Genomic DNA, 10,979 nt, shown 5'->3' with positions numbered 1-10,979 from the left:
CCCCGCCGCCGCTCCGGCCGCGCCGGCGCAGCAGGCCCCCGCCGCGGCGGCCGCCCCCGCGCCGATCAAGGTCGACACGACCCTGCGCGGCACGACGCAGAAGATGACCCGGCTGCGCAAGATCACCGCCGACCGCATGATGGAGTCGCTCCAGACGTCGGCGCAGCTCACCACGGTCGTCGAGGTCGACGTGACCCGCATCGCGCGGCTGCGCGACCGGGCCAAGGCGGCGTTCGAGGCCCGTGAGGGCGTCAAGCTGTCGTTCCTGCCGTTCTTCGCGATGGCGGCCGTCGAGGCGCTCAAGGTCCACCCCAAGCTGAACGCCGTGATCAACGACGAGACCAGCGAGGTGACCTACCACGACGTCGAGAACCTCGGCATCGCGGTCGACACCGACAAGGGCCTCATCGTCCCGGTAGTCAAGGGCGCCGGCGACCTCAACATCGCCGGGCTGGCCCGCAAGATCGCCGACCTGGCCGAGCGCACCCGCACCAACAAGATCAGCCCCGACGACATCGGCGGCGGCACCTTCACACTGACGAACACGGGCAGCCGCGGCGCCCTGTTCGACACCCCGATCCTGAACAAGCCGCAGGTCGGCATGCTCGGCACCGGTGTGGTCGTGAAGCGCCCGGTCGTGGTCGACTCGCCCGAGGGCGAGGTCATCGCGGTCCGCTCGACGGTCTACCTCGCGCTGACCTACGACCACCGCCTGGTCGACGGCGCCGACGCCGCCCGCTTCCTGACGACGATCAAGCGCCGTCTCGAAGAGGGCCGTTTCGAGGGCCAGCTCGGCCTGGCCTAGTCACGCACCGGAAACCCCCGCCTGGCCTTCGGGCCGCGCGGGGGTTTCCGCGTGTACGGGCATTCTCCGCCGCTCGCGGCGATGAGCCGCTCGTGGCGCCTCAGCCGCTCGTGGCGCCTCAGCCGGTCGTGGCGGCGGAAGGCGGGGCGGCGGACGGGCGCTACTTCTGCACGGGCTTGGGCACGGTGACGGCGGTTTTGAGTTTCTTCTTCGGGGTGGGGGCCGGGGTCGCGGTCACGGGGCGCTTGGTCTTTTGGAGGGCCTCCTCCCGGCTCAGGTAGTTCGTGTAGGCGACGTCGTCGGCGTCGACCTCCGGGAGGTGGCTCTCCTCCTCGCTGGACAGGTAGTCGGTCTCGGCTCCCTTGGTCTGGAAGCCGATGAAGGCGCCGACCGCGGCGCTGATCGGGCCCGACCTGATGGCCGTCTTGAGGCGGGTGGCGGCGTCGCCGGGGAGGTGGGGCGGCACGGCGTCGAGGTCGAGCAGGCGGATCAGGACCTCGGGGTCGGAGATCAGCGCGCCGGGCGTTCCCGGGTAGGCGTTCTGGTGGGTGGCCAGGGGGCGGGCGAAGCGGTCGGGCAGGCCCTTGGTGAGGGTCAGATAGCACTGCAGGCAGCAGGCCTTGGAGATGCCGAGGGCGTCGGAGCCGGTGGTCTCGGCGACGGTGGCCGCCAGCATCTCGGCGTGCACGCCCTCGGACTCCTTGTCGTGGTTGACGAAGGCGCGGACGTGCAGGCGGCCGTGCTTGTGCTCCAGTTCCTTCAGGTAGGCGAGGGTCTTGACCAGCCGCCGGTGGATCTTGACGTACTCGCCGTCCGTCTTGCTGCTGGTGGCGTAGATGGTCTTGGTGAGTTCCTCGACGGCGACGTTCTGGCGCTCGGCCGGCAGGCGGGACATCTGGAGGAGCCGGGCCACGCTGACACCCATGGTCGAGGTGCCGTTGTTGGCGAAGACGGCCAGGTCGCGCCCTTTGCGGAGGACGGAGACGCAGACCCGGTCCCGGTTCTGGCAGTAGATCATGTCGGCGAGGCGGTCCATGCTGCGGTCGTCGGCCAGGCCGGGGTCGGCGGCCATGGCGGCGAGCTGCTGCGGGTAGGTGGCGCCGAGCGCCTTCTTCTGGTGCTCCATCAGAGCGGCCACCCACTGCTGGGTGAGCGTCTTGATCTTCCCCCAGTCGGCGTGCTTGGGGAGGTTCTTGCGGTTGGCCGCCCGCATCGCGGGCCACTGCGCGAAGGCGCCCTCCTCGACGATCTCGTTCATCATGGGGCGGAGCTTGGTGAGCAGGAAGCCCTTTCCCCGGAGCCGCTCACATGCGGCCTCGATCGCCTCCACCTGGCCGGGGAACGTCGGCAGGCTGGGCACCCACTTCGCCGACGCGGCGATCTCGGCGAGGATCTCGATCGGATCGGTCGCCTTGACGCTGAACGCGCGGGCCACCAGGGCCCAGAAGTCGGCGTCTTCCGGGTCGGCGGTCAGCAGGAAGTCGTAGGGCGGGTCGGGGAGGACCCGGCGGATGTCGTCGAGCAGAGCACGGCCGAGCCGCAGTTCATCGGTGTCGGCGCCGTCGTCGAGGGCGTCCACGACCGTCTTGACGGTTTCGCGGTGCCGCTCGACGATCCCGCGCAGGACGGACATATCCCTGAGGGGGACCTCGGCGTGGAGCAGGAGCAGGTTCTCGGCGGGGATGCCGTGCCCGGAGTCCTCGTCGCCGTTCTCGTCGCCGTCGCCGTCTTCGGCGGCGTGGTCCTCGGACATGGCGTCGTCGGGCTCGGGCTCGTCGTTCTGGTCGTCGGAGACCTCCTCGATGGAGTCGCCGGAGTCGTCGGAGATGACGATGATCTCCGGCTGCTTCTTCGCCGGCTGCTTCTTCTTCGATTTGTGCATCGTTGTCCTCCCGCCGTGGTCGCGCTCCGGTCATGCTCCATCACGAAACACGTTTGAACGAGACCCTGTCCGGTACGTCACCAAACGGGGGCGTGATACGAAGGGGTGACTATGAAGATCGCGGTGACGGGGGCCTCGGGCCTCATCGGGACGGCGCTGACCGCCTCCCTGCGGCAGTCGGGTCACGAGGTGCTCTCGCTGGTCCGCAGAACGCCCACGAGCCCCGGACAGGTCCAGTGGGACCCGTCGGGCGGGGTGCTCGACCCGGCCGATCTGGCGGGCGTCGAGGCCGTCGTCCATCTGGCGGGGGCGGGCATCGGGGACCACCGGTGGACCGACTCGTACAAGAGGACGGTCATGGAGAGCCGCCGCAAGGGGACCTCGACGCTGGTCAAGGCGCTCAACGCGATGGACAAGCCCCCTTCGGTGCTGCTGTCGGGGTCGGCGGTCGGCTACTACGGCGACACCCGCGACCGGGTCGTCGACGAGACCGCGCCGCGCGGGACCGGGTTCCTGGCCGACGTCTGCGGGGCGTGGGAGGAGGCCGCGCAGCCCGCCCGGCAGTCGGGCATGCGGGTGGTGACCATGCGGACGGGCGTGGTGCTCTCGAAGCGCGGCGGCATGCTGGGGCAGATCCTGCCGATCTTCCGGATCGGGCTGGGCGCCCCGCTGGGGTCGGGCGAGCAGTACCTGTCGTGGATCTCGGTGCCCGACTGGGTGAGCGCCGCGCGGTTCCTGCTGGGGGCCGACATCGACGGCGCGGTCAACCTGACGGCGCCCGAGCCGGTGACCAACAAGACGTTCACCAAGGAGGTCGCGGCGGCGGTGAAGCGGCCGTCGATGCCGCTGGCCGTGCCGGGGTTCGTGCTGAAGACGGCCGTCGGCGGGTTCGCCGAGGAGGGCGTCCTCATGGGGCAGCGGGTGGTGCCGGCGCGGCTGACCGCGGCGGGGCACCACTTCTCGCATCCCACGATCAAGGAAGCCCTGGCAGACGCCCTGCGGTGAGGGAGCGTCTCCCGTAGCATGGGCCCCCTCATTTGGCCGACGACACGGGAGTGAAGCATGGGACGCAGCGGGCAGTCGCACATCGTCGCGATCGGCGGCGGGTCGTTCCGCCCGACCGAGCGGTTCGGGACGCTGGAGGCGACCGGGCTGCTCCGTTACGTGCTCGACCTGACCGGCGTCGACCGTCCCAAGCTCGGCCTGATCGCCACGGCCGTCGGCGACCACCCCGACTGGCTGCTGAAGATGTACGAGGCCTTCCGGTCCTTCGACGTCGACCTCAGCCACCTGTCGCTGTTCCCGATGCCCAACGTCGACGACCCGCGCGAGTGGCTGCTGGAGCAGGACGCGGTCTACGTCAGCGGCGGCAGCGTCGCCAACCTGATGGCGCTGTGGCGGCTCCACGGCCTCGACGAGGCCATGGAGGAGGCGTGGAACAACGGCGTCGTGCTCTCGGGGCAGAGCGCGGGCGCGTTGTGCTGGCACGTGGGCGGCAACACCGACTCGTTCGGGCCCGAGCTGCGGCCGTGGGCCGAGGGCCTGGGGCTGCTGCCCTACTCGTGCGGGGTCCACTACAACAGCGACGTCCAGCGCCGTGACCTGCTGCATCGGTCGGTCGCCTCCGGCGAGCTGCCCGAGGGTTACGCCGCCGACGAGGGCGTCGCGCTCCACTACGTCGGGACCGAGTTCATCCAGGCCGTGACGGTCGACCCCGACGGATACGCGTACCGGATCGAAAGAGATGGTGAAGAAGGGGTCAAGGAGTTCCGTATCGAACCACGGCGACTCGCGTCTACAGTTGACGTGTGAGGCTGGCGATCGTCCGACTTGGTGTCGATGTCCCCTATGAACAGGCGTGGAGCCTGCAGCGGGTCGTCCATCGGCGCCGCGTCGCCGACGAACTGCCCGACACGGCCCTTCTCCTCGAGCACGCCCCGGTCTACACGGCCGGCAAGCGCACCCGTCCGGCCGACCGGCCGTCCGACGGCACCCCCGTCATCGACGTCGACCGGGGCGGCAGCGTCACCTGGCACGGCCCCGGCCAGCTCGTCGGCTACCCGATCGCCAAGATCGACGACGTCATCCCCTATGTACGCCTGCTCGAAGAGGTCCTGATCCAGGTCTGCGCCGACTTCGGCGTGGTCGCCGGGCGGGTCGAGGGGCGGCCGGGGGTCTGGGTGCGCGGCGAGGCCCACCACGGCATCCCCGACCGGCGGCTGGGCGCGATCGGCATCCGGGTCGAGCGCGGCGTGACGATGCACGGCTTCGCGCTCAACTGCGCCAACGACCTGAGCTGGTTCAACCGGATCGTGCCCTGCGGCATCCCCGACGCGGGGGTCACCTCGTTGTCGGCCGAGACCGGGCGGCGCATCACGGTCGACGAGGTCATCCCGTTCGCCGAGAAGCGGCTGGGCGACGCGTTCGGCGCCGAACCGGTGTCGATGTTCGAAGAAGAATTGCTCGGTCGCCGGCAATAACTCCTTGGAATTGGAACACCAGGTGGCCGCATTCCATGCCTAGACTGCGATCATGACGAACGGCGAACCTCGTCCGGACGCGATGCTGGACCACCTGATCGCCGTGCTCTCCCAGCTCACCACCGAAGACCCGCCGAGCGACCCGCAGGCCGCCGAGGCGCGGGCCATGCTGGAACTCGGGATCGACGTGGCCTATCTCGACGACCCGGAGGGCGCGGCGAGGGCCGCGGAATGGCTGCAACAGCGCGTGAAGCTCATTCTGGGGCAGTTGGAGAAATGCCGAATGGGATTCGTCGAGTAGAGGGCTTTACGCCGAGATCGCCTACGCCGGCTTCCCGACGCACACCACACCTCCCGGGTCACGCCCTTCTGGACGATCACCTAACGGATCCCCCACGACGGTCACCGCCCGCGCCGCCGTGACCGACAGGGCGCCCAGGCGTCGGAGGGTGCGACGGTCACCGTCGGCGGCACGACCCGGCCGCTGCCGGCGCTGGGCTCGGCCGCCGAGGGGTTCGCCTCGACCGTGCCGTGCGACGCCGCCGACGGCACGACCCGTTCGGCCACCGCGACCGTGGCCTCCGCCGACGAGGGCCCGGGGCTCACCGGCGACGACACGGCCACGGCGAGCCACATCGTCAAGCGCGCCCAGGGTGACGGTGTCGGTCGCCGCCACGCCGTCGGTGAAGGCGGGTGAGGCCGTCCCGTACGCGGTGACGTACAAGACGCCGCGAGCGACTGACCCTCACCCCGCCGCCCGGGGTGCGCACCACCGAGCCGCTGATCCGCGACGGCCCCCGGTCAGCGGTACGACACCGGCGGCGACGGCACGCTCAGCCGGCAGGAGACGGGCGCGGCGTGCCCGCTGCCGGTGCGGCAGCCCCGTCAGCCGCGCTGCTCAACCTGGGCAGCCGGCGGGTCGACGCCGATACCAGGGTCGAGACCGTCACGATCAGGCGGCCGGGTCTGAAGGCGGTCGGCGACGCCGTCAGGTGTGCCCAGGCGACCCTCACTCAGAGTCCATCTCTTCAGAACGGGATCCGTTACACCGACGCCACACTCTTCGCTCACGGAAATCAACGCGGGTATCGCGAACCGCCATTGATATCGGCGAACGCGGCCGTCCCATTGGTTGTCGCGTTTCCCTTTGTTTACATCACGCCGGAAAGTAACTATCTTGCTCCCACATGGGCGGTGCCATGGGGCGCCTCCGCACGCGTTCGGGGGCGCTGAACGTCGCTCTGAACGAGACGAGAGCCATGGGTTTCAATCGTGACACGATCAGGTCTAAGGCGTTCTCCCTGCTCGTCGTTCCCCTGCTGGCCCTGACCACCGTCTGGGCCTACGTCGCCGTGACCTCGGTGGCCGAAGCCACCGGCCTGTTACGGTCCGGGGAACGTTACACGGCCTACCTGGGCCCCGTGGAGGCGCTGCGCGAGGCCCTGCGGCAGGAACGCCGGTTCAGCGTCGCCGCGCTCCGTGACGCCCGCGTGAGCGCGCGCGAGTACCTGTCGGAGCGCCGCGCCCTCACCGACCGGGCGGTGGCCGACTTCCGCGCGGCGACCGCGCGGCAGGACCCGGCCACCCTGCCGGGCACGACCCGGCTGCTGCTGGCCCGGCTCGACGGGCTCGCGGCCGTGCGGGGGTCCGTCGACGGAGGGGTCTCCACGGCGGTGACCACGGTCGGCGTCTACAGCGACCTCGTCGACGAGATCTACACCTTCTCCTCGACCCTGGCCAAGGACGGCGGCCTCACCCCCGAGCAGTACTCGCAGATCCGGTCGCTGAACTCGCTCGACTTCGGGCTCGACCTGCTGGCCCGGGAACAGAGTCTCATCGGCTACGCCATCGCCGACGAGAACCTGGCCCCCTCGATGCACGCCGCCTTCGTCGAGCTGCTCGTCAGCCGCCGGTTCCTGCTGCGCAACGAGGCGGCGGCGCTCGACCCCGACGTGCGGGCCGGGCTCGACCGGCTCCTCGTCAAGCCCGTCTACAGCGCGCTGACCGAGGGCGAGAACCGCATCGCCGCCTTCGTGCCGACCGACGGCGAGCTCCCCTACGGCCTGCAGCAGTGGCTCAAGGACGGCGCCACGGTCACCGCCGAGGTCGACGGCCTGCGGAGGACCGCGATGGACCGGGCGCTCGGCGCGGCCGGGGAGCGGGTCAGCACGATCCTGTGGCGGACGGCGTTCATCACCGGGGCCGGCCTGATCATCCTGATCGTGTCGGTGCTGATCTCGGTCCGGTTCGGCCGCCGTCTCGTGCGCGAGCTGGGCGACCTGGAGACGACCGCCACCGACGTGGCCCGCTCGCGGCTGCCCGACCTGGTCCGGCGGCTGCGCGCGGGCGAGTCGGTCGACCCGGTCAAGGAGACCCCGCGCGTCGCCGAAGGCCAGACGGTCGAGGTCAGGAACGTTTCGGGGGCGTTCAACCACGTGCTCGGCGAGGCCGTGCGGGCCTCGGTCGGGCAGGCCGAGCTGCGGCGCAGCGTCGGCCAGGTGTTCCTCAACCTGGCCCGACGCAACCAGTCGCTGCTGCACCGGCAGTTGTCGCTGCTGGAGGTCATGGAGCACCGCGTCGACGACCCGACGACGCTGGAGGACCTGTTCCGGCTCGACCACCTCTCGACCCGCATGCGCCGCCACGCCGAGAACCTGATCATCCTCTCGGGCGCGGCGCCGTCCCGCCGGTGGCGGGAGCCGGTCCCGATCTTCGATCTGGTACGGGGCGCCGTCACCGAGGTCGAGGACTACACGCGCGTCGTGCTCCAGGAGATGCAGCAGGCGCCGACCGTGCAGGGCTCGGCCGTCAACGACCTGATGCACCTGGTCGCCGAGCTGATCGAGAACGCGACCGTGTTCTCCCCGCCCGGCACCCGCGTCTTCGTGCGCGGTGAGATCGCCGCCAACGGCTACGCCCTGGAGATCGAGGACCGCGGCCTCGGCCTCGACCACACCAAGCTGGAGGCGCTGAACCGGCGCATCGCCGAACCGCCGGAGTTCGACCTGGCCGACAGCGAGCGGCTCGGCCTGTTCGTGGTGGCCCGGCTGGCCGCCCGGCACGGCGTGCGGGTGCTGCTGCGCAAGTCGCCGTACGAGGGCGTGACCGCGATCGTGATGATCCCGCCGGCCCTGCTGGCGGCGCCCGAGGACCGGCGGGCCGCCTACTTCCCCTCGGCCCCGGCGCCCGCGCAGGCGCCCCCGGTCCGGCGTACGCCGCTGCCGCCGCCACCGCCGCCCTCGGCGCCGGCCGTACCGGACGACCTCGACATGGAGGGACTGCCGCAGCGGGTCCCGCAGACCCATCTGGCGGCCCCGCTGCGGGGCGAGGCCCCCCAGCGGCCACAGGCTCAGGCACCACAGCAGACCGGCTCCGACGCGGCCTCCGCCGAACGGCGGGCCGGGCTGATGACGTCCATGCAGCGCGGCTGGGAACGCGGCCGGCGCGAAACGGGGATAGGGAAGGACAGGACCGATGGCTGATCTCGCCAGGGAACTCGACTGGTTGCTCGACGACCTCATCCGGCGGGTACCGGGGGTGCGGCACGCGGTGGTGCTCTCGGCCGACGGGCTGGCGATGGGCGGGTCCCAGGAGCTGAGCAGGGAGGACACCGAGCACCTGGCCGCCATCGCGGCCGGGAGCCACAGCCTCGCGCAGGGCGCGGGACGGCGGTTCGGGGTCGGCAACGTCCGCCAGACGATCATCGAACTCGACGGGGCGTTCCTGTTCGTCACCGCCGCCGGAGACGGCGCGCGGCTGGCCGTCATGACCAGCCCCGACTCCGATCTGGGCGTGGTCACCTACGAGCTCACCATGCTCGTGAAGCGGGTCGGGGAGCACCTGAGCTCGCGGCCAAGGGCGGTACATGGCCGCTGACGAGGACCCGGAGCCAGGGCCCCTGGTCCGGATGTTCGCCGTCACCGGCGGACGCGCCCGCCCGGTGGGCGAGGCCTTCGATGTGATCGCCGTGGTGACCACGATCGGCATGCCGTACGACCAGGCCGGCCTCTCCCCCGAGCACCTCGCCGCGCTCCGGCTCGCCACCCGGCCCGTCACGGTGGCCGACATCGGCACCCGGTTGCGGCTGCCCCTGAACATCACCCGCGTGCTGCTCGGCGACCTGCGGCACGAGGGTCTGGTGTCGATCGAACCTCCGGCGGCGACGGCCGGAGTCCTGAACGAGCGGATCTACCGGGAAGTGCTAGATGGACTACGCGCGCTCTGACACTCTGGCGATCAAGATCCTGATCGCGGGCGGGTTCGGCGTGGGCAAGACGACCATGGTGTCGGCGGTCAGCGAGATCCAGCCGCTGTCCACCGAGGAACTGCTCAGCGACCGGGGCGCGCGGATCGACGACACCAGCGGCGTGGAGGCGAAGACGACGACCACGGTCGCCCTCGACTTCGGCCGGATCACCCTCCGCGAGGGCCTGTGGATCTACCTGTTCGGCACCCCCGGGCAGGACCGGTTCTGGTTCATGTGGGACGAACTGGCCATCGGCGCGCTGGGCGCGGTCGTGCTGGCCGACACCCGCCGCCTCGGCGACGCCTTCCCGGCGGTCGACTTCTTCGAGCAGCGCCGGATCCCGTACATGGTCGCGGTCAACCTCTTCGACGGGGCCCGCCGCCACAACCCCGACGTGATCCGGAGGGCGCTGGCGGTGCCCGGCCACGTGCCGATGGTGCCGTGCGACGCGCGGGAGAAGGAGTCGGTCAAGGAGGTGCTGCTAACCCTGGTGCGCCACGCACGGGAGGCGTCGCGGGTCGGAGCCTGACGCGTATTGCGAATGACAGGCCGCCCGCCCCGTTTGCACAATGCTGACATGTTTCGCGTGCCGGCCGTCGTGGTGGCCCTCGTGGTGCACCTGTTCACCCTCGCGTTCGTGGCGATCGGCGTCGCGCTGATCGCCGCCGCGCCCGGCTTCCTGCCCGCCTGGCTGCTCGGCGTCTTCCTGATCGCGGTCGGGATCATGCTCCGGCCCCGTCTGGGGAGGGTCGCGCCGGACGCCGAGGTCCTGCCCGAGGAAACGGCTCCGGTCCTGTACGGCCTGGCCGCGCGCGTGGCGGCCGAAGCCGGGGTGCCCCGGCCGCTGGTGGCGGTCCACGACCTGGGCCTGGGCGCGACCTACGCGCGGGTCGGCCTGCGGCGGCGGCCGGTGCTGACGATCGGCCTGCCCGTCTGGCTGGCCCTGTCCCCATCGTTGCGGGTGGCCCTGCTGGCCACGGCGTGCGCGCAGGACCGGCTCGACGACGGGGTGGTCGTGGGCGGGGCGAAGGCGACGCTGGCCGAGGTCAGGGTGGCCCTGTTCGGGCTCGGCCCCAATGAGGTGCGGCAGCGGGCCCACCTGGAGATGGCCATGACGCTGGGGGCGTGGGCACCCAAGACGGCCTACGAGACGGCCGGCTGGTTCGGCCGGATGCTGGGCTGGATCGTCGGATGGCCGGCGGTGCTGGCGGAGGTCGTGCTGAACCGATTGACCCGGGCGAGCACGGCCCGCGCGGAGGCCGGGATCGCCGCGACGGCGGCGGCCGTCGCCGGGCCGGACGCCATCGCCGAGCTCGCCGAAGTGATCACCTCCCGGAGCTACCTGGCCCCGATGCAGGCCGCCGCGCTGCGCGGCGAGGACGTGACCGCCATCCGCCGGGCCGCCCTCGACCGGGCGGCGGTGCGCGAGATGACCTCCGGCGACCCCGGCCCTCCCGTGGCCGTGCTGACCGAGTCGGAACACGTCGATCAGGAGCTGCGGGCGCACTACGAGCGGGCGGTCAGGGGCCTTGGCCTGCTGTCCTGAGGGAGGGCATAAGCTGTCAA

The 10,979-nt window shown here is 71.3% G+C and carries 12 protein-coding genes; 10 read left to right on the top strand and 2 right to left on the bottom strand.

Annotated features, from left to right (window positions below; all coding sequences use genetic code 11):
- The coding region (gene sucB / locus AW274_RS37780) for a 2-oxoglutarate dehydrogenase, E2 component, dihydrolipoamide succinyltransferase (protein ID WP_063813890.1) at nt 1–805 on the top strand (805 nt) is incomplete at its 5' end.
- A gap of 160 nt (nt 806–965) precedes the next feature.
- Here the strand turns inward: sucB and AW274_RS37775 are convergent.
- Nucleotides 966–2,687, bottom strand: a complete 1,722-nt coding sequence (locus AW274_RS37775) for a hypothetical protein (RefSeq protein WP_062443747.1) — start codon at nt 2,685–2,687, stop codon at nt 966–968.
- A gap of 111 nt (nt 2,688–2,798) precedes the next feature.
- Between AW274_RS37775 and AW274_RS37770 the strand changes: the two genes are divergently transcribed.
- From AW274_RS37770 to AW274_RS37755, 4 genes are read left to right on the top strand one after another with little or no spacing between them, the layout of a single operon-like run.
- On the top strand, nt 2,799–3,692 hold the full coding sequence (locus tag AW274_RS37770; RefSeq protein WP_062443743.1) for a TIGR01777 family oxidoreductase: 894 nt from the start codon (nt 2,799–2,801) through the stop codon (nt 3,690–3,692).
- A 57-nt stretch (nt 3,693–3,749) separates the two neighbouring features.
- Nucleotides 3,750–4,499 (top strand): Type 1 glutamine amidotransferase-like domain-containing protein, encoded by a 750-nt coding sequence (locus tag AW274_RS37765; protein WP_062443740.1) that lies wholly within the window; start codon nt 3,750–3,752, stop codon nt 4,497–4,499.
- Nucleotides 4,496–5,167: a lipoyl(octanoyl) transferase LipB gene (gene lipB, locus AW274_RS37760; RefSeq protein ID WP_062339899.1), complete on the top strand. Its 672-nt coding sequence runs from the start codon at nt 4,496–4,498 to the stop codon at nt 5,165–5,167. Before AW274_RS37765 ends, lipB begins: the two co-directional genes overlap by 4 nt.
- Nucleotides 5,168–5,219: 52 nt before the next feature.
- A complete protein-coding gene (locus AW274_RS37755; RefSeq protein WP_157520941.1) occupies nt 5,220–5,468 on the top strand; it encodes a hypothetical protein in 249 nt (82 codons plus the stop codon).
- 101 nt (nt 5,469–5,569) lie between these two features.
- Here the strand turns inward: AW274_RS37755 and AW274_RS37750 are convergent, their stop codons facing one another.
- Nucleotides 5,570–5,809 (bottom strand): hypothetical protein, encoded by a 240-nt coding sequence (locus tag AW274_RS37750; RefSeq protein ID WP_157520940.1) that lies wholly within the window; start codon nt 5,807–5,809, stop codon nt 5,570–5,572.
- Between the two features lie 617 nt (nt 5,810–6,426).
- Between AW274_RS37750 and AW274_RS37745 the strand changes: the two genes are divergently transcribed.
- The 5 genes from AW274_RS37745 to AW274_RS37725 are packed head-to-tail and all read left to right on the top strand — an operon-like array spanning nt 6,427 to nt 10,959.
- Entirely contained in the window at nt 6,427–8,649 is a 2,223-nt protein-coding gene (locus AW274_RS37745; protein ID WP_198169595.1) for a sensor histidine kinase, read from the top strand.
- The gene (locus AW274_RS37740; protein WP_062339903.1) at nt 8,642–9,043 is read left to right on the top strand and encodes a roadblock/LC7 domain-containing protein; all 402 of its coding nucleotides are present in this window, start codon (nt 8,642–8,644) and stop codon (nt 9,041–9,043) included. Before AW274_RS37745 ends, AW274_RS37740 begins: the two co-directional genes overlap by 8 nt.
- A complete protein-coding gene (locus AW274_RS37735) occupies nt 9,033–9,392 on the top strand; it encodes a DUF742 domain-containing protein (RefSeq protein WP_062443727.1) in 360 nt (119 codons plus the stop codon). Before AW274_RS37740 ends, AW274_RS37735 begins: the two co-directional genes overlap by 11 nt.
- Nucleotides 9,373–9,942 (top strand): GTP-binding protein, encoded by a 570-nt coding sequence (locus tag AW274_RS37730; RefSeq protein ID WP_062443723.1) that lies wholly within the window; start codon nt 9,373–9,375, stop codon nt 9,940–9,942. Before AW274_RS37735 ends, AW274_RS37730 begins: the two co-directional genes overlap by 20 nt.
- Nucleotides 9,943–9,990: 48 nt before the next feature.
- Nucleotides 9,991–10,959, top strand: a complete 969-nt coding sequence (locus tag AW274_RS37725; RefSeq protein WP_062443720.1) for a M48 family metallopeptidase — start codon at nt 9,991–9,993, stop codon at nt 10,957–10,959.
- Nucleotides 10,960–10,979 lie beyond the last annotated feature (20 nt).

Origin of the sequence: Herbidospora daliensis, from assembly GCF_001570585.1 — a bacterium.
Classification (GTDB): domain Bacteria; phylum Actinomycetota; class Actinomycetes; order Streptosporangiales; family Streptosporangiaceae; genus Herbidospora; species Herbidospora daliensis.
The sequence above is the reverse complement of the archived record's forward strand: the minus strand, read 5'-3'. Positions and strand labels throughout refer to the sequence as shown.

Bases quoted from the DNA above. Each gene is read 5' to 3' on its own strand.
- AW274_RS37735 (WP_062443727.1), top strand. From the start codon at position 9,033: ATGGCCGCTGACGAGGACCCGGAGCCAGGGCCCCTGGTCCGGATGTTC.
- AW274_RS37770 (WP_062443743.1), top strand. From the start codon at position 2,799: ATGAAGATCGCGGTGACGGGGGCCTCGGGCCTCATCGGGACGGCGCTG.
- AW274_RS37730 (WP_062443723.1), top strand. From the start codon at position 9,373: ATGGACTACGCGCGCTCTGACACTCTGGCGATCAAGATCCTGATCGCG.
- AW274_RS37755 (WP_157520941.1), top strand. From the start codon at position 5,220: ATGACGAACGGCGAACCTCGTCCGGACGCGATGCTGGACCACCTGATC.
- AW274_RS37725 (WP_062443720.1), top strand. From the start codon at position 9,991: ATGTTTCGCGTGCCGGCCGTCGTGGTGGCCCTCGTGGTGCACCTGTTC.
- AW274_RS37775 (WP_062443747.1), bottom strand. From the start codon at position 2,687: ATGCACAAATCGAAGAAGAAGCAGCCGGCGAAGAAGCAGCCGGAGATC.
- AW274_RS37740 (WP_062339903.1), top strand. From the start codon at position 8,642: ATGGCTGATCTCGCCAGGGAACTCGACTGGTTGCTCGACGACCTCATC.
- AW274_RS37745 (WP_198169595.1), top strand. From the start codon at position 6,427: ATGGGTTTCAATCGTGACACGATCAGGTCTAAGGCGTTCTCCCTGCTC.
- AW274_RS37765 (WP_062443740.1), top strand. From the start codon at position 3,750: ATGGGACGCAGCGGGCAGTCGCACATCGTCGCGATCGGCGGCGGGTCG.